At 67.8% G+C, this 15,042-nt stretch carries 21 protein-coding genes and 1 pseudogene; 9 read left to right on the top strand and 13 right to left on the bottom strand.

Annotation, left to right across the window (positions count from 1 at the left end; genetic code table 11):
- Positions 1-52 precede the first annotated feature (52 nt).
- Positions 53-1,297, top strand: a complete 1,245-nt coding sequence (locus ACIBHY_RS23820; RefSeq protein ID WP_397307722.1) for an FAD-dependent monooxygenase — start codon at positions 53-55, stop codon at positions 1,295-1,297.
- On the opposite strand, the gene ACIBHY_RS23815 is transcribed toward ACIBHY_RS23820, so the two are convergent.
- Both ACIBHY_RS23815 and ACIBHY_RS23810 read right to left on the bottom strand, forming a co-directional pair.
- Positions 1,183-1,992, bottom strand: a complete 810-nt coding sequence (locus ACIBHY_RS23815; protein ID WP_397307721.1) for a nucleotidyltransferase domain-containing protein — start codon at positions 1,990-1,992, stop codon at positions 1,183-1,185. The two genes, ACIBHY_RS23820 and ACIBHY_RS23815, sit on opposite strands and share 115 nt — an antisense overlap.
- On the bottom strand, positions 1,989-2,624 hold the full coding sequence (locus ACIBHY_RS23810; protein WP_397247712.1) for a TetR/AcrR family transcriptional regulator: 636 nt from the start codon (positions 2,622-2,624) through the stop codon (positions 1,989-1,991). The genes ACIBHY_RS23815 and ACIBHY_RS23810 overlap by 4 nt, the downstream gene beginning before the upstream one ends.
- Before the next feature lie 112 nt (positions 2,625-2,736).
- Here ACIBHY_RS23810 and ACIBHY_RS23805 point away from each other — a divergent pair, with 112 nt between their 5' ends.
- Positions 2,737-3,222, top strand: a complete 486-nt coding sequence (locus ACIBHY_RS23805) for a GNAT family N-acetyltransferase (protein WP_397247710.1) — start codon at positions 2,737-2,739, stop codon at positions 3,220-3,222.
- Here ACIBHY_RS23805 and ACIBHY_RS23800 read toward each other — a convergent pair.
- Positions 3,219-3,596, bottom strand: coding sequence for a hypothetical protein (locus tag ACIBHY_RS23800; RefSeq protein WP_397247708.1), 378 nt, complete (start codon positions 3,594-3,596; stop codon positions 3,219-3,221). The genes ACIBHY_RS23805 and ACIBHY_RS23800 overlap by 4 nt on opposite strands.
- An 81-nt stretch (positions 3,597-3,677) precedes the next feature.
- On the opposite strand from ACIBHY_RS23800, the gene ACIBHY_RS23795 reads away from it, so the two are divergent.
- Both ACIBHY_RS23795 and ACIBHY_RS23790 read left to right on the top strand, forming a co-directional pair.
- Positions 3,678-4,535 (top strand): DMT family transporter, encoded by an 858-nt coding sequence (locus ACIBHY_RS23795; protein WP_397247706.1) that lies wholly within the window; start codon positions 3,678-3,680, stop codon positions 4,533-4,535.
- Positions 4,536-4,559: 24 nt separating this feature from the next.
- Positions 4,560-5,159 (top strand): GntR family transcriptional regulator, encoded by a 600-nt coding sequence (locus ACIBHY_RS23790; RefSeq protein ID WP_397247704.1) that lies wholly within the window; start codon positions 4,560-4,562, stop codon positions 5,157-5,159.
- Positions 5,160-5,269: 110 nt separating this feature from the next.
- Here ACIBHY_RS23790 and ACIBHY_RS23785 read toward each other — a convergent pair whose 3' ends face one another.
- From ACIBHY_RS23785 to ACIBHY_RS23775, 3 genes are all read right to left on the bottom strand, one after another.
- On the bottom strand, positions 5,270-5,569 hold the full coding sequence (locus tag ACIBHY_RS23785) for a multiprotein-bridging factor 1 family protein (protein WP_397247702.1): 300 nt from the start codon (positions 5,567-5,569) through the stop codon (positions 5,270-5,272).
- Positions 5,569-5,916, bottom strand: coding sequence for a type II toxin-antitoxin system RelE/ParE family toxin (locus ACIBHY_RS23780; protein ID WP_397307720.1), 348 nt, complete (start codon positions 5,914-5,916; stop codon positions 5,569-5,571). The genes ACIBHY_RS23785 and ACIBHY_RS23780 overlap by 1 nt, the downstream gene beginning before the upstream one ends.
- A gap of 299 nt (positions 5,917-6,215) precedes the next feature.
- Positions 6,216-6,875, bottom strand: a complete 660-nt coding sequence (locus ACIBHY_RS23775; RefSeq protein ID WP_397307719.1) for a hypothetical protein — start codon at positions 6,873-6,875, stop codon at positions 6,216-6,218.
- Positions 6,876-6,936: 61 nt separating this feature from the next.
- Here ACIBHY_RS23775 and ACIBHY_RS23770 point away from each other — a divergent pair, with 61 nt between their 5' ends.
- The gene (locus ACIBHY_RS23770; protein WP_397247696.1) at positions 6,937-7,674 is read left to right on the top strand and encodes a MerR family transcriptional regulator; all 738 of its coding nucleotides are present in this window, start codon (positions 6,937-6,939) and stop codon (positions 7,672-7,674) included.
- A 21-nt stretch (positions 7,675-7,695) separates the two neighbouring features.
- Here ACIBHY_RS23770 and ACIBHY_RS23765 read toward each other — a convergent pair whose 3' ends face one another.
- Both ACIBHY_RS23765 and ACIBHY_RS23760 read right to left on the bottom strand, forming a co-directional pair.
- Positions 7,696-8,124: a hypothetical protein gene (locus ACIBHY_RS23765; protein ID WP_397247694.1), complete on the bottom strand. Its 429-nt coding sequence runs from the start codon at positions 8,122-8,124 to the stop codon at positions 7,696-7,698.
- Positions 8,125-8,340: 216 nt separating this feature from the next.
- The gene (locus ACIBHY_RS23760; protein WP_397247692.1) at positions 8,341-8,523 is read right to left on the bottom strand and encodes a hypothetical protein; all 183 of its coding nucleotides are present in this window, start codon (positions 8,521-8,523) and stop codon (positions 8,341-8,343) included.
- Between the two features lie 84 nt (positions 8,524-8,607).
- Here ACIBHY_RS23760 and ACIBHY_RS23755 point away from each other — a divergent pair, with 84 nt between their 5' ends.
- Complete coding sequence (locus ACIBHY_RS23755) at positions 8,608-9,147, top strand: RNA polymerase sigma factor (RefSeq protein WP_397247690.1); 540 nt, start codon at positions 8,608-8,610, stop codon at positions 9,145-9,147.
- Positions 9,147-10,019, top strand: coding sequence for a hypothetical protein (locus ACIBHY_RS23750; protein ID WP_397307718.1), 873 nt, complete (start codon positions 9,147-9,149; stop codon positions 10,017-10,019). Before ACIBHY_RS23755 ends, ACIBHY_RS23750 begins: the two co-directional genes overlap by 1 nt.
- Before the next feature lie 134 nt (positions 10,020-10,153).
- Here the strand turns inward: ACIBHY_RS23750 and ACIBHY_RS23745 are convergent, their stop codons facing one another.
- From ACIBHY_RS23745 to ACIBHY_RS23730, 4 genes are all read right to left on the bottom strand, one after another.
- A complete protein-coding gene (locus tag ACIBHY_RS23745; RefSeq protein WP_397247686.1) occupies positions 10,154-10,396 on the bottom strand; it encodes a hypothetical protein in 243 nt (80 codons plus the stop codon).
- A 545-nt stretch (positions 10,397-10,941) separates the two neighbouring features.
- Entirely contained in the window at positions 10,942-11,358 is a 417-nt protein-coding gene (locus ACIBHY_RS23740; protein WP_397247684.1) for a DNA-binding protein, read from the bottom strand.
- Positions 11,334-11,645, bottom strand: a complete 312-nt coding sequence (locus tag ACIBHY_RS23735; protein WP_397247682.1) for a hypothetical protein — start codon at positions 11,643-11,645, stop codon at positions 11,334-11,336. Before ACIBHY_RS23735 ends, ACIBHY_RS23740 begins: the two co-directional genes overlap by 25 nt.
- 189 nt (positions 11,646-11,834) lie before the next feature.
- Positions 11,835-12,134 (bottom strand): helix-turn-helix domain-containing protein, encoded by a 300-nt coding sequence (locus tag ACIBHY_RS23730; protein WP_397307716.1) that lies wholly within the window; start codon positions 12,132-12,134, stop codon positions 11,835-11,837.
- Between ACIBHY_RS23730 and ACIBHY_RS23725 the strand changes: the two are divergent.
- Positions 12,065-13,051: pseudogene (locus tag ACIBHY_RS23725) on the top strand (ATP-binding protein); the annotation flags it as partial. The gene ACIBHY_RS23730 and the pseudogene ACIBHY_RS23725 overlap by 70 nt on opposite strands.
- 289 nt (positions 13,052-13,340) lie before the next feature.
- Here ACIBHY_RS23725 and msrA read toward each other — a convergent pair.
- Complete coding sequence (gene msrA, locus ACIBHY_RS23720; protein WP_397307715.1) at positions 13,341-14,000, bottom strand: peptide-methionine (S)-S-oxide reductase MsrA; 660 nt, start codon at positions 13,998-14,000, stop codon at positions 13,341-13,343.
- Between the two features lie 124 nt (positions 14,001-14,124).
- On the opposite strand from msrA, the gene rarD reads away from it, so the two are divergent.
- On the top strand, positions 14,125-15,042 hold the full coding sequence (gene rarD / locus ACIBHY_RS23715) for an EamA family transporter RarD (RefSeq protein WP_397247676.1): 918 nt from the start codon (positions 14,125-14,127) through the stop codon (positions 15,040-15,042).

Here is a 15,042-nt window from a genome sequence, read left to right as displayed (position 1 = left end):
CCGTCAGCCGGCCGTCGCCGGACTGTCAGCGCCCCCGCCGAAGCTCGTGGACATGAAGAACAGCAACATCCTCATCTCCGGCGCGAGCATCGGCGGCCCCGCACTCGCCTACTGGCTGGCCCGCCGCGGCTTCAACGTGACCGTCGTCGAGAAGTCGCCCGTGCTGCGCCCCGGCGGCCAGGCCGTCGACTTCAAGGGTGAGACGCACCGGCTCGTGCTGGAGCGCACGGGCATCCTGCGGGAGGTGTCGCGGCACCAGACCGGCGGCACCGACCAGCAGATCGTCGACGCCGCCGGGCGTGAGCTGGCGGTGATACCCGGTTCCTTCACCGGCGGCGACCTCGAGATCGGGCGCGGCGACCTGTCCCGCATCCTGTACGACGTCAGCGTGGCGGCCGGCGCGCGCTACGTCTTCGGCGACTCGATCACGTCGCTGACCGAGACCGAGGGCGGCGTGCACGTCACCTTCGAGCGGAGCACGCCGCGCACCTACGACCTGGTCGTGGGCGCGGACGGCATCCACTCCAACGTGCGCAGGCTGGCCTTCGGCCCCGAGTCCGACTACGTCACCCATCTCGGCCACTACTACGCGCTGGCCGATCTGCCGCAGCGGTTCGACGGGCCGGCGCAGATGTACAACGAGCCTGGTCGCATGATCGCCTCGGGTGGGCCGAAGGCGGGGGCGCTCTTCGTCTTCGCCTCCGGTGAGCTGTCCTTCGACCGCCACTCGGCCGAGGACATGAAGCGGGTCCTGGCGGAGGCCTACCGCGGCATCGGCTGGCGGGGGGCGGAGATCGTGGCCGCGGCCGGCGACGTCTACCTCGACTCCATCAGCCAGGTCCGCCTCGACCACTACGCCAGGGGCCGCGTGGTGCTGATCGGCGACGCCGCCTACGGCAACACGCTGGGCGGGTTCGGCACCGGTCTGGCGATGGTCGCGGCGTACATGCTGGCGGGCGAGCTGGCCGCGGCCGGCGGCGAGTACCGGGCCGCCTACCAGGCCTATGAGGACGCCTTCCTCGGCTACGCCAAGATCGCGCGTACCGGCAACGCGGGCACGTTCCTGGCGCCGACCACCAGGCGCGGAATCAGAATGCGCAACTGGATCTTCAAGTACCGCTTCCTGCTGCGGGCGATGACGAAGATCGGCGACCGGGCGGCCACGGACATCGAGCTGAAGGACTACCCGAGCCCCGAGCCGCCGCTCGACAGCCGCTCGGCGTCGGCGATCACGTCGAGCACGAAGTCCGCGGCCTCGCGGGGGCGCACGGCGGCGGGCGGGCCGCCGCGCCAGTAGGCGAGGGCGCCGCGCAGGAAGGGGTGCCAGCGGGCGTCGAAGACGTCGAGCGCGTACTCACCGGCGGCCTCCTTCGAGATCACTCCGCCGGTGGCGATCGTGTGATGCAGCCGCGGCGGTCCCAGCGCCGTCCAGGCCATGCCCGTTCTCCGTCCGGTCAGCGACGGCTTCGCGCGGCGGGCCGTCCGCTCCGCCAGGCCCTTCCAGTAGCCGCGCAGGTTCGCGAGGTTCCACTCCTTCAGCCGCGCGGGCTCCGGGTCGAGGCCCAGCTCCGCAGGCTCGGCGCCGCGCACCGCGATGCCGTGTTCGCGCAGGATCTTCCAGGTGACCGGGTTCACGTCGAAGGCGGCGCCGGCCCGGAAGCCGGAACCGCTGTGGGAGGCGACGGGCCTGATCTGGGTGACGGGCCGGGTGAGTTCCTCGCGGGGGACGAACACGCCGTTGACGGTGCCCGGGATCGCCCAGTTACCGCGGGCGAGCTGGCGCAGGCCGGCCGGGGTGTTGGCCGTCCATTGCAGGGCGCGCAGGCGGGGCAGGCTGATCGCGCCCTCGGTGACGGCCACGAAGTCGATGTCGCTGCGGCCCCGGCGGAAGGCGCCCAACGCGGTGGAGCCGACCACGTAGAAGCCGGTGATCCTGCCGGGGAGCAGGCGGTCGGCGATCGAGAGGTAGCGCCGGACCTCCGGCCCGATCATCCTCGGGTCGCCGCCTTGCGCAGCCTGCCCCGTACGGCCCGCCGTACCAGAGGGCCCATCTCGTCCAGGACGCTCACCAGGACGGCGAGCTGTTCGAGCGAGTCCAGCGCCTTCGCGGCGCCGTCGGCGTCGACCCCCTCATACAGTTCCAGTCCGATGAACGCGGCGGCGACCGAGCGCGCCAGCCCGGACACGTCCACCAGTTCGGCCAGCGGCGTCTCGCCCAGCACCCGCGCCAGCGTCCGCTCCAGCTCCTCGACCCACAGGTGGAGACCGGCCGCGGTCGCGGGGGCCAGCTTGGCGTCGGTCTGGCTGCCGGCCAGTAGTTGCGCGAGCACGGCGATGTTGCCGGACTCCTGCTCCTCGTCGTGGATGGCGCGGCCGAGTGCGAGCAGTTCGGCCAGGGTCGTGACGGCGGCGAAGCGCTCGCGGTAGTGGGCCACCCGCTCGGTGGAGCCGTTCTCGCACGCCTCGGCGAGCAGTTGGTCGACACTGCCGAAGTGGTAGAACACCAGCGCCTGGTTGACCCCGGCCGTGGCGGCGATCGTGCGGGCGGAGACGCCTGCGATGCCCTGGACGCGCAGCGTCGCCAGGGCCGCGTCGAGCAGCTTGGCGCGGGTGGTGGTGGACATCGGCAGCGGCACTCCTCTTCGGGTTTCCAAGCGTAGATGGGGCTGAGCGACCGCTCAAGTCGACGCTGTGATGGGGTATATCGGTATATGTCGGCAGTAGGGGGGATATTTCTTGACAGGGATAGAGCTGCGAGAGTGGCGCGACGCGGACACCCCCGCGGTGCTCCAGGCCTTTCAGTCCGAGGACATGCGCCGGCAGGCGCCGTGGCCCATGATCACCCTCAAGGACGCCCAGGGCTGGATCGCCGCCTGGGAAGGGGTCGGGCACGCGTTCGCCGTGACACTGGACGGCCAGGTCGCGGGCAACGTCGCCGTCACCGGCATCGACCGCCACCTCAACGGCTGGGTCTCCTACTGGACCGTCCCCGAATTCCGCGGCAGGGGCGTGGCCGCCATCGCCACCTCCATGCTGGCCGACTGGGCGTTCAAGGAGCGCGGCCTGTTCCGCCTCGAACTCGGCCACCGTGTCAACAACCCCGCCTCCTGCAAGGTCGCCCTCAAGGCCGGATTCCTCGCCGAGGGCATCGAACGCGCCAAGCTCAGCTACGACGGCGTCCGCTACGACGTCGAACGCCACGCCCGCCTGGCCACCGACTAGCGCAGATCCTCCAATAACCGGTCGAGCAGCCGCACCGCGGGCCCGGTCACCTCGATCGTGTACTCATCCAGCAGGACCAGCGCCTCCTCCACCGTCGGCACGCTCTTGCGCGGCAGTTCGACGAGCGGCTCGTCCTCCGCGACCACCTCGCCGTCCACGCGGTACGCGCCGTCGGCCACCGCGACCGAGACGGCGAAGCGCACCTCCCGCCCGTCGGGCAGCGTGAAGACGGTCCCGGCGACCGCACCGGCGGGTGGGGCGAGGTAGGTGAACGGGGCGCTCCGCACGAACGGATGACGCAGCTCGGCGAGGGTTCCCGCGGCCCGGCTCAGCGCCGAGAGCAGGGCGGCCGCGGCCAGACTCTCGCTGTCCACGCACCTGAGCGTAGATCAGCGACGTCACTCCCGCCACCTGATCCCCTGGACAGGATTGTCTGTTTGTCAGACAATCCTGGTATGCGCAATGGTCCGTCCGCCGTCGTCGGCGCCGCCGTCCTCTGGGGTACGGCAGGCACCGCCGGCCTCCTCGTCTCCGCCGACTCGGTGGCGCTGGCCGCCGCCCGCCTGGTCATCGGCGGCGCGGCGCTGGCCCTGCTGGCCTCGTCGGAACTGAGATCCGCCCTTCGCCCAGGCCTTCTGCTGGGCGCGGTGGCGGTGGCGGCGTACCAGCTGTGCTTCTTCGCGGCCATCAGCCGCACCGGCGTCGCCATCGGCAGCGTCGTCGCCATCGGCAGCGGCCCCGTCTTCACCGGCCTGCTGTCCTGGCTGCTCCACGGCCGGCGCCCCAGCGCACGCTGGTCGGCCGCCACGACCGCCGCGATCGCCGGCTGCGCGGCCCTCATCGCCGGCGGCGGCGCCCAGGCCGGCGGACAGGTGCTCTCCGGCATCCTGTTCGCCCTGGCGGGCGGCCTCGTCTACGCCTATTACGCCGTCACCGCCGCCCGCGCCATCTCCCAGGGCCTGCCGTCCAACGCCGTGATGGGCGTCCTGTTCGGCGGCGCCGCCGCGATCATGCTCCCCATCCTCCTGTGGCAGGGCATGGACTGGCTCACCACCCCGACCAGCCTGGCGGCCGTCCTGTACCTGGGCCTCGGCACCACCGCATTCGCCTACTTCCTGTACGGCAGAGGCCTGCGCACCACCCCGGTGGCCACAGCCGCCACCCTGGCCCTGGCCGAACCCGCGGTGGCCGCCCTTCTGGGCGTGGTGGTCCTGGGCGAACACCTGGCCCTGCTCTCCATCCTCGGCCTGGCCCTCCTGGCGATCAGCCTGGTGACCGTAGCCCTTCCCGAACCCCGTACGGTGAGCCGCTAGAGTGCCATGGTGCCGTTCAGACCCGTGTCCACCGTCGACGCGCTGGCCGAAGCGCTACGCGGCCGAATCCTGTCCGGCGAACTGGCACCCGGCGCCTCCCTCCCCGAACTGGAGATCGCGGCAACCTATGGCGTGGCCCGCCCGACGGTCCGCGAGGCCCTGGCCGTACTGGTCCACGAGGGCCTGCTCCGCCGCGAACGCAACCGCAGCGCCCAGGTCCGCCTGGTCACCCTGGAAGACCTGAGCGACCTCATGTACGTCCGCCGCCCCTTGGAAGACCTGATGGCCAGAGCATTGGCCGGCCGGAGGGTGGAGGCGGCGGAATCAGCGCTGGCGAGACTGGAGTCCCTCCCGGAAGAAGCCCCGTGGTCCGCGATAGTGGCCGAACACATGGCGTTGCACCAGGCGCTGATAGAGGCGGTGGGCAGCCCCCGCCTGGAACGCCTCTACAGCGCCCTGGCCGCCGAAACCCAGCTCGGGGTGGTCCGCCTACGCGAGGTCTACAAGGACCGCGACCGCCTGATCGCCGAACACCGAGACCTCCTGGACGCGATAGCCACCGGCCCGGCAGAAGCCGCCCAAGCCGCAGTGGCCACCCACCTCAACCACTCCTGGGGCGAATAGAAGGGCAAGGAGCTCCGCTCCGCACGCTTTGACCGTGCTAGCGCTTTCCGGCAGCAGGTCAATGCGCCGAACGTACCGAGTGCCCCCGGCCAACGCCCAACAAATCAACCTCAGGCCGCAGGCGCACGCGGACTGATGCGTACCTCCAGATCGGCGTCCAGAGCCCTGGCCAGTCGCCCAAGAACCGGCAACGTCGGGACGGTGCCTCCTCCTTCGAACCGAGCCACGACCGACTGTGTCATGTCAGCCGCACGAGCCAGTTCACTCTGGCTCCACCCACGAGATTCCCGCATCTCTCTAACCGCCCGGCCCAGCTCAAAGGCGAGATGGGCAGCATCGTAGGCCTCCGCCGCCCCGGGCTCACGCAGTCGTCGGTCCCGCAGATCAGCCCAGTCGCTCCGCTCGGTCATCACCACTCCTCGTCCGCCGAGTGCGCCTCATCCTTACAACGGAACAACGCCCGCCGCGCTCGGTCCACTTCTCGATCTTCCCTCATTCGCGTTTTGTGGAAGACGGTCAGAAGGATGATCCTCCGGTCCGGAGCGATCCAGTAGGTGATTCGCATTGTCAGCTCATCAAGGTAGAACCGCAGCTCGCGCAGCTTTCCATCGAGCTGTCGCGTGTACGGTTCTCCCAGCGACGGGCCTTCCGCCGCCAGCAGGTCGATAGAGAAAGCCGCTCGCGCGAACGACTCTGCCGAGAGCTTCTCAAGCCACTCCCGGACTTCCGGTTCCAGCTCCACGCTACCCCAAGCCATAGCAACGATGCTATGGCCAGGGTCCTCTACAGCCAGGCGATTGTAGGCATTCGGCCACTTAGCGTTATCTCGCTCCCATCCACAGCCGCTCCAGTCACCCGCTTCAGCGGTTGGACAATCGGAGTCCCACCAGTAAGCCGCGCTTCGCGCGAGCGCTTTGATCGTGCGCGGCGCTGCCGCCCTGGGCTCAGCCAGTCGCCGGTCCCGCAGATCAGCCCAATCGGTCCGCTCGGTCACGTGCGCCTCATCCCTGCGACGGAACAACGCCCGCCGTACCAGCTCCGCTTCGCGACCTTCACTCAGAGAAGACGACCAACCAGATACCGCCACCCCAGGATCCCGTACCAGATCATGATCGGCAGGAGGAGCGCATAGCCGAGCCGCTCCAGCGCCACCGAAGCTCCGCCGGTCCCGGTCGTCCAAGGAAGCGCGACCGCGACCAGCCCGGCGAGCGCCGCTCCTACACCGACAGCCCGAAGCCAAGCAGGCAGAGCGAGCCCCACCACCCCAGCGACGGTCGCGGCCACCCACAGCAGTCCGGCAAGGTTGACCAGCCATTTAGCGGTGAGCAGCACCGCCAGGGCCACGGTGGCGACGGCCGGATCCGCAGGCCGGGCGGCCAGCTGCGTCATGGCCAGGTTTCCACCGTCATGAAGCAGCCCCGCCAGCCCAGCTCCCGCCAGCAGACCACCGGCGAGGGTCTCCAGGTACGCCTGAGCCGGACCGGCCGCCACGACCAGCCCGGCCGCGGTCAACGCCAGCCAGCCCAGCACATCGAGAGCCAGCTCGGTCAGATGCAGCCCGACCTGCTGACCCACCGCCTTCAGCGCAGCGGTGGGGTCGGCCGGACTCAGGGACAACCCCGATGGCACCACGGCGGCCGCACCAGCGACCATGGCTACCAACGAGGTCAGCAACAGCGCGCCAATGAGCCGGCCGCGAGCGTTCGCATCGGTCATGACGGTGACGCTAAAACTCTGCCGCAGGGACAAAGTCAACAGGCCGGGGAAAGGTGACGCGATGTGGCGAATCGGGAAACTGGCGCGTATGGTCGGCGTCTCCGAACGCACGTTGCGCCACTACGACAAGATCGGGCTGCTCGTTCCCGCCGCGGTCGACCGCACGACGGGCTATCGCTGGTACGGCGTGGCCGAGCTGTCCCGGCTGGAACGCATCCGCGGCCTCCAACGCCTCGGCCTGCCCCTACGCCAGATAGCCGACCTCCTGGAAGCCCCCGATTCCCAGCTGCGACAGGCACTGACCGACATCGTGACCAACATCCGCGACGACATAGCCGCCCTGGCCGCCACCGCGGCCCAAGCCGAAGACCACCTCGCCGTCCCGATGTCGATCCTGCCTCAGCAGGCGACGGTGCCCCCGCGCCGGCTACGCGTCCACCACACGCGCCTCACCCACCCATCCGAACTGACCACCCTCTGCCCGTCCCCACCCGCGACCCTGCTGACCTGGCTCAGGGAGCGACCGACGGGCGCCTTCCACGCCGCGATAGCCACCGATCGGGCCGCCGACCATCTCACCCTGCCCGTACGCACCGTGATCCGAGCCGTCGTCCCACCCTCGGCAGGTGTCGTACACGCCGGTCAGGACCTGTTCGCCTGGCTGACCCGCCACAACCTCGCCATCACCGGCCCCACACTGGAAGACCACCTCATCGACGCCGACGGCACCCACGCCACCGTCCTAGAGATCCCCGTCGCGTCCCCCAGTAGTGGATCAGCCAAGAGACGACCTACATGACATCGGCGTCTTGGAACACCATCAGGTACGCCCGGCAGGGCTGAAGTCAGTGCAGGCACGGTTGGACGAGGACGAACTGCACACCTTCACCCAGATCTTCTTGCCCTCCGTGTAGTTCTGCTTGTACCTGCCTTCGCCGTAGAAGGTCGCGGTCCCGCTCCCGGCAACCTTCACGTAGGCGACAGGCGCCTTGCCACCGTTGTCGAACACCTCGACGACATCCCCCTCGTCGGTGTACCGAACTCCGGCGACCAGGTTGGCCTCACGCTCACAGGACCGCCGGCAGATCCACGCCTCGGTCTGCCCGGAGCCGTAGCTCCCCGAGCAGACCCAGTTGGGCTTGGACGGATAGCACTTGTCCGAGTCGGCCAGAGCCGCCCCACTACCACCGACCAACACCGCGGCCCCCACAAGGGCTCCCGCGCAGATCGCGACAAGCTTCTTGATCATCTCATCTCCCCATACATCCGGCTTGAGCGATGAACATGGGGAGTCTAGGGAACCCGGCTTTCGATCCCCTTTACCACCGCACAAACCGCCCGATCCATGGACATCGCCCGACTTCCCGCAACCGAGCACACCCGGGACCTTGAACACGTACTGCTGGTGGCGGCGCTTCGCCTCCCGCGAGAGTTCCGAAGACTTCTGCTCACCCCTCAAGCCGTCTCAGACAGGGACTACTCGCACCGCCTTTTCGCATAGTTTGCTCATATCGTCCTCGTCAGATGTCAGAACGATGGCCGGGCGCTCCGAGCGCAGTGCGGTGGCCGCGACCACAGCGTCGATGGCGTAGATCGACGACAGCGACACGCCGCTGCTGCTCGCGGGCAGGCGTCTGACCCTGCTCATCAAAGCTTTGTGGAGGGCGGTAATGCTCAGGCCTTGCCGTACATAGACGGTGGTGTCCGTAGTTTCTCCTGACAAAGGATGCCCGTGACTGAGGAACGGCTGGCCAGGTTCGAGGCCGTTTACCGGCAGACGTATGGTCAGATCACCGCATATGCGATACGGCGCTGCGCCGTGCCGCAGGACGCGGCCGACGTGGTCGCCGATACGTTCGCCATCGCCTGGCGCAAGGTGGACAAACTGCCAGACGGCGAGCAGGCCCTCCTCTGGTTGTACGGCGTGGCCAGGAAGGTGCTGGCCAACCACCACCGCACCGACAACCGGCGCCGGGCCAGGACCGTCGAGCTCGACGCGGAGATGACCGACCTCTATGCCGCCGCGCCGGAGAGCAAGATCGAGGCCGAGGCGGTGGCGCAGGTGTTCACCACACTTCCCGGCGACGATCGGGAGGTGCTGGCCCTGGTCGCCTGGGAAGGCCTGGACCGGGCGGAGGTCGCCGCGGTGCTGGGCCTGTCGCGCAACGCCGTACGGGTGCGGCTGCATCGCGCGCGCAAACGGTTCGCGCGGGCGCTGACCGAGGCAGGAGTGCGGACGGACCGGCGGGTATCTGCGGAAGGGGCGCTGTGATGGACGAGATCGAGACGATGACGAAAGCCCTGGCCAGGGTGAAGCCGGGCGAGCACGGCGGGGACCCGTCCGGCGCGGGGGCGCGGGCGCTGCTGGCGGAGATCACCGCGCGCCCGCCCGCCGAGAGAGCAACGGCGCGGCGCTGGTCGCAGCGGCCTCGATTGGCGCTGGGACTGGCGGTCACCGTGACGGTCGCCGCGGCGGCGGTGGTCGTGCCGAGCGTGCTGGATGACAATGGCACCTACAGCTCGGCCTCCTGGGCTGTCACCAAGCAGGCGGACGGCGTGGTGTGGGTCAGAGTGACCGACTTCAAGGACGCCACCGGGCTGAGCAGACAGCTCAAAGAACTGGGCGTGCCCGCGATCGTGGACTACGTGCCCGAGGGCGACAAGTGCAGGGAGCCGCGCGCTGAGCACGTCGAGGACGTGCCCAAGGGCCTCTACCACGCGCCACGGAACATCCCGGGCGACGACCGGGGCTGGCAGATGCGGGTCGACACCAAGCTATTCCGCCCGGGTGAAACGTTCGTCTGGACGATCACTCCGCTGTCCGGCGGCGGCAGCAGCACCAGCACGATCCTCATGAAGGATCCCGTCGCGCCGTGCGAGCTGGTCCCCGACGACCGCGCTGAGAAGCTGATCAAGGAGTTCGCCTCCCGCTCGGCGACCGGGAAGGGCGGCCTCCTGGAGGACTACCCGGTTGAGGGCAAACCGCTGGAAGAGGTGCGCAAAGAACTCGATCGTCGCGGCCTGGACTCGACGTTCGTGGTGATGCCCGGCGGCCAGGGCGAGAACCTGGTGGTCGTGGACGCGCGCCAGGACCCGCTGGAGGGCGAACGGTTCATCCAGCTGCTGGTGAAGCCCGCTCCGTGAGGATGGGCAGCGCATCCGGCGAACCCATCCCAGCTCCCCGGGGCCACCTGGCGGCCGGGGTCCGCCTAGGTTCGGTGTCCGAGCACGGCGAGCGCGTTCCGAAGCAACGGTATGCCCCTGGCTGCGTGGTCGCTTCAGTTCTGGCCGTAGAGGGCGGGCAGGTCGATCTCGTGGCCAGTATGGGCGACGGGGTCGTGGAATGGCGTGCCCACTCGGGCGGACAACCCGCCGAGCAGGTCGGGTTCAGCGTGGTGCAAGGCCCAGTCGCGGCGAACCTGTTCGAAGTGGGGGCCGAGGACATCGCCGGCGAACAGCGCTTGCTTGCCGGCCAGACTCACTTCGCGCTGCCGGCCGCGAGTGGTGTTCCCGTCGGCCACCGCACCCAGGACGCGCAGATCGGGTTCTCAGCAAGGAGACAGCGAGCCTCTCGGAAGAGCGGTGTCTCCGGGTTGAGGACCGTACGGACGGCCAATCATCGAAGTCGGCCGGGGAGTCACCACGCGCGAACTCACGCCGGTAGGCGGGTATGCCACCGACGATCGAGTTCACCATGAGAGCCAGGCGCGGATCGGTGACGTCCCAGAACTCGGCGGCAAGGCGGTGATCAAGTGGGGCGAACGAGCAGTTCAAGGCCGGACCGGCCGCGCAATGGTGCGTTGCCCGCCAGGAACTCGCCCATGAAGGACAAGGCGGAGCCGGCCGGGGCAACTCGGCGTCAGCGGCCTCAGCCACGTCGAAGTAAAACCCTCCGGCTGCCCGACATGCGGCGTCGAGCAGGAAGGGCTCCGGCCCATCATCGGCACTGGGCGATCAGAGGTCGAGATCTAGCTATATCCGTACGTCTATGCCTCTCCGGAGGTCAGACCCACAGGGCAGGAGACGCCGGTGCCTGTGGGCGCGCAGTAGCCCTGGACCGGAACGCTCACACTGCGACGAGTTTTACGGCTTTCCCGCACAGTTTGCTCATGTCATCGACATCCGACGTAAGCAGGATGGCAGGCCTGACAGCGCTTAAGGTCGTAGCGGCGACCACGGCATCGATGGCGTACTTGTGACCGTGCAACCGAGACGCACGAAGCAACTCGATCGCGGCCAGGCTGATCTCCTCGCTGACCGGCTCTACCCTCAGCCGGGACAGATGCCAGCGGAGGCGATCCGTCTTGACTCTCACATCCTGGGCTTCGACGGGGGTCAGCGCACTGACCACCACGCGAAAATCGTTGCCCTGCGCTTCCCTGACATACGCGCTGACGCGCGGATCAGCCTGACACCACTTCGACAACCCCTGGCAGTCCAGGACCAGCGTCCCAGCGCTCAACCGGCTTCGTGTGCGCGCCATTCGCCGCCCTCCTGAAGTTCAGGTGCGGACTTCACCTCGCGGAACAGTGCTGCCGCCTCATCCCGCATCGCCTGTGGGATAGGCCCGGCGGCTTCCTCATTCGCCTGGAGCGCTTCCTCCAGCAGGTCACGCTCGATCTGACGCTCGACAGCGGCGTCCACGTAGGCCGAGAAGCCTCGAGAACCCACCCGCTCCTTGACTGCCCGGATGTTGCCGGCCCGCAGCGACACGCTCACCTTTGCTGCAGGACCCCCACCGGGCTGGTACTCCTGTTCTGGCATGGCCATCCCCCTAGTTTACTACTCGAAGTAGCAATACTTCTAGGCATCGTCGTGAGAGGCCGTGAGTCCCGTTGGACAGACCACAAGGAAGGGTCACCTAGCTTGACGTTGGTGCCACCGATGCCGCAGTAGCCGTTCGGGACCTTGAACAAGTACTGCTGGTGGTAGCACTTCATCTCGCGCGATAAATCAGGCTCAGGCTGCGGAAGCACGTGGACTGATCCGCACCTCCAACTCGGCGTCCAGAGCCGTAGCCAGCCGCTCGAGGACCGGCAGCGTCGGCACGGTGCCTCCTCCTTCGAAACGGGCCACTGCTGACTGCGTCATGTCAGCCGCACGAGCCGGCTCACTCTGGCTCCACCCACGAGATTCCCGCATCCGTCGTACTGCCCGACCGAGTTGGAAGGCGAGACGAGCCGCATCGTATGCCTCGGCCGCCCCGGGCTCGGACAGTCGTCGGTCACGAAGATCAGCGCATTCGGTCCGCTCGGTCATCACCACTCCTCGTCCACCGAGTGCGCCTCGTCCTCGCAACGAGACAACGCCCGCCGCGCCCGGTCCACTTCTCGATCTTCCCTCATTCGCGTTTTGTGGAAAACGGTCAGAAGGATGATCCGTCGATCCGAAGCGATCCAGTAGTACGGCAGACCAGCCACGGTAGATGCGGCAAATCTGCCGTAGACGTATCGGCAGATCCGCCACAGGCAATGCGGCAGATCTGCCACAGACCTGGACGGGATCCTGACGGGATCGTGCACCACGATGGGCTCCTTCTCATCGATGCGGCGTTCCGAAGCGGTCCTGATCTCAAGATTCCGAGATCTCCGTTGCGTCGAGCCGACTATGTGGATCGCGCTCTGAGGGGCGGCTATCCAGAGGCGGTCCACCGCCCCACGCATCGGAGAAGGGCCCGCTTCTTCGAGTCCTACATCTCCGATTTGATCAATCGGGACGTGAAGCAGGTGTCCGACATCGAGCGCCCTGCCGACATGCGACGTCTGCTCAACGTCCTTTGCGGCCGGATGGGCGGACTGGCTGTGATCGACAACATCAGCCGCGACCTCGGACTCCCTCGCAACACTGTGAAGCGATACCTTGACCTGCTAGACCTCGTTTACGTCATCAGGCGGATTCCGGCTTGGTCGTCCAACACGACCACGCGCGCCGTCGCGACGCCTAAGCTTCTCGTGGTCGACTCCGGACTGGGAGCGCACCTCGCCGGCCTCACCCCGGCTCGGACTACCGATGTAACGGTGCCCGTGGGGCCGCTGCTGGAGAATTTCGCCCTCGGCGAGTTGGCCCGCCAGTTGACGTGGTCGGAGGAACCCGTACGCCTCTACCACTACCGAGACCGCGACAAGGTCGAAGTGGACGGCATTCTGGAGCGGGCCTCCGGCGAAGTCGTCGGTATCGAGGTGAAGGCGGCGGAGACCGTACGTTCCGACGATTTCCGGGGACTCCAGCACTTGGCCCGTAAGCTCGGCGACCGTCTCATCGCCGGATATGTCCTCTATGCGGGCCAGGAAGTGCTTCCTTTCGGAGACCGAATGCGTGCCCTCCCGCTATCCGCGCTATGGGAGGCAACCGCAAACCCATGAGCAACCTTCGCGGTACAGGGCTTTCGCCGAAAACGGCTCTGGCCCCTGATCGTCATCGGGCAGGCTGGGCAACCAGGAGCCAGGGTCAGTCAGCTATCGCAGGTCAGGCCTCGCCGGTGGTCAGGCCGATCGGACACGAGACGCCCGTACCGCCGATTCCACAGTACCCATTGGGCACTTTGTGGAGATATTGCTGGTGATACTCCTCGGCGAAGAAGAACTCGGGGGCCGGGGCGATTTCTGTGGTGATCTCGTCGTAGCCGGATGCCTTCAGGACGGCCTGGTAGGCGTCTCGGGATGCCAGAGCCGACTTCTCCTGCTCGGGCGAGTGGTAGTAGATCGCGGATCGGTACTGGGTGCCGACGTCGTTGCCCTGGCGCATGCCCTGGGTCGGGTCGTGGTTCTCCCAGAAGAGCTTGAGGAGTTCCTCGTACGAGACCTTCGCCGGGTCGTACACCACGCGCACCGCCTCGGTGTGGCCGGTGGCGCCGGTGCAGACCTCTTCGTAGGTGGGGTTCTCGGTGTAGCCGCCCTGGTAGCCGACCGCGGTCGTGTACACGCCTTCGGTCTGCCAGAACTTGCGCTCGGCGCCCCAGAAACAGCCGAGGCCGAAGTCGGCGATCTCCAGCCCCTCCGGGTACGGCGGAGCCGGCGGAGCGTCGAGTACGGCGTGCCGCGAGGGCACCGGGATCCTGGCGGAGCGCCCCGGCAGGGCCTCCTCCTGACGGACCATCGATGTCTTGTTGCCGAACAGCCAACCCATGGTGCACCTCCTGCTTTCCAGCGTACAGAGCGATACAGAGGTGCCAACCGTTAAGACAGCCTAAATAGTCCCACATAGTAGTACGCGTTTGTGTTTAAGCATGTAATGTCCGAAAATGGGCTACATGCCTGACGAGAAGCGTGGTGTGTTGTTCGGGGTCGCGGCCTACGCGATGTGGGGGCTGTTCCCCCTCTACTGGCCGCTGCTCAAGCCCTCGGGAGCGCTTGAGATCCTCGCCCACCGCATGGCGTGGTCGCTGGTGGCGGTGGTCGTCATCCTCGCGGTGAGGCGGCACTGGTCGTGGTTCAGGGAGTTGCTGAAGCAGCCCAGGAAGCTCGTCCTGCTGGCCCTGGCCGCCGTGATCATCACGGTCAACTGGGGCACCTACATCTACGCGGTCAACACCGGCCATGTCGTCGAGGCAGCCTTGGGGTACTTCATCAACCCGCTGGTCAGCGTGCTGTTCGGGGTCCTGCTGCTGCGCGAGCGGCTGCGGCCGCTGCAGTGGGCGGCGGTGGGGTTCGGCATGCTGGCCGTTGTCGTGCTCACCCTCGACTACGGCCGGCTGCCGTGGATCGCGCTCACGCTGGCCGTCAGCTTCGGCGTGTACGGGCTGGTCAAGAAGCAGGCCAACGTCGGCGCCGCCGAGAGCCTCACCGTCGAGACCCTGGTCCTGCTCACGCCCGCCCTCGGCTACCTCGTCTACCTGGAGGCCTCGGGCCAGGCCACCTTCGGCCACACCAACCCGGGCCACGCGCTCCTGCTCGCCGGCGCGGGGCTGATCACCGCGGTTCCGCTGTTGTTCTTCACCGCCTCGGCCATCAGGGTGCCGCTGAGCACGATCGGCGTCCTGCAGTACATCGCGCCGATCCTGCAGTTCCTGTGCGGCGTCCTGATCGTCAAGGAGACCATGCCGCCGAGCCGCTGGATCGGGTTCTCGATCGTGTGGCTGGCTCTGTCGGTCTTCACCTACGACAGCATCAGCGCCGCGCGGGCCAACCGGAAGCGGGCCGCCGCCGAGCTGGTCAAGACGGCGGCCTGA

The organism is Nonomuraea sp. NPDC050547, from assembly GCF_044457345.1.
Lineage (GTDB): Bacteria > Actinomycetota > Actinomycetes > Streptosporangiales > Streptosporangiaceae > Nonomuraea.
This window is presented reverse-complemented; position numbering and strand designations above follow the sequence as displayed.

Excerpts from the sequence above, each read along its gene's own strand:
- ACIBHY_RS23780 (WP_397307720.1), bottom strand. The coding sequence starts at position 5,916 with ATGGCTTGGGGTAGCGTGGAGCTGGAACCGGAAGTCCGGGAGTGGCTT.
- ACIBHY_RS23795 (WP_397247706.1), top strand. The coding sequence starts at position 3,678 with ATGCGCAATGGTCCGTCCGCCGTCGTCGGCGCCGCCGTCCTCTGGGGT.
- ACIBHY_RS23810 (WP_397247712.1), bottom strand. The coding sequence starts at position 2,624 with ATGTCCACCACCACCCGCGCCAAGCTGCTCGACGCGGCCCTGGCGACG.
- ACIBHY_RS23775 (WP_397307719.1), bottom strand. The coding sequence starts at position 6,875 with ATGACCGATGCGAACGCTCGCGGCCGGCTCATTGGCGCGCTGTTGCTG.
- ACIBHY_RS23760 (WP_397247692.1), bottom strand. The coding sequence starts at position 8,523 with ATGAGCAGGGTCAGACGCCTGCCCGCGAGCAGCAGCGGCGTGTCGCTG.
- ACIBHY_RS23765 (WP_397247694.1), bottom strand. The coding sequence starts at position 8,124 with ATGATCAAGAAGCTTGTCGCGATCTGCGCGGGAGCCCTTGTGGGGGCC.
- ACIBHY_RS23820 (WP_397307722.1), top strand. The coding sequence starts at position 53 with ATGAAGAACAGCAACATCCTCATCTCCGGCGCGAGCATCGGCGGCCCC.
- ACIBHY_RS23785 (WP_397247702.1), bottom strand. The coding sequence starts at position 5,569 with ATGACCGAGCGGAGCGACTGGGCTGATCTGCGGGACCGACGACTGCGT.
- rarD (WP_397247676.1), top strand. The coding sequence starts at position 14,125 with ATGCCTGACGAGAAGCGTGGTGTGTTGTTCGGGGTCGCGGCCTACGCG.
- ACIBHY_RS23730 (WP_397307716.1), bottom strand. The coding sequence starts at position 12,134 with ATGACCGAGCGGACCGAATGCGCTGATCTTCGTGACCGACGACTGTCC.
- ACIBHY_RS23770 (WP_397247696.1), top strand. The coding sequence starts at position 6,937 with ATGTGGCGAATCGGGAAACTGGCGCGTATGGTCGGCGTCTCCGAACGC.
- ACIBHY_RS23740 (WP_397247684.1), bottom strand. The coding sequence starts at position 11,358 with ATGGCGCGCACACGAAGCCGGTTGAGCGCTGGGACGCTGGTCCTGGAC.
- ACIBHY_RS23815 (WP_397307721.1), bottom strand. The coding sequence starts at position 1,992 with ATGATCGGGCCGGAGGTCCGGCGCTACCTCTCGATCGCCGACCGCCTG.
- ACIBHY_RS23735 (WP_397247682.1), bottom strand. The coding sequence starts at position 11,645 with ATGGCCATGCCAGAACAGGAGTACCAGCCCGGTGGGGGTCCTGCAGCA.
- msrA (WP_397307715.1), bottom strand. The coding sequence starts at position 14,000 with ATGGGTTGGCTGTTCGGCAACAAGACATCGATGGTCCGTCAGGAGGAG.
- ACIBHY_RS23750 (WP_397307718.1), top strand. The coding sequence starts at position 9,147 with ATGGACGAGATCGAGACGATGACGAAAGCCCTGGCCAGGGTGAAGCCG.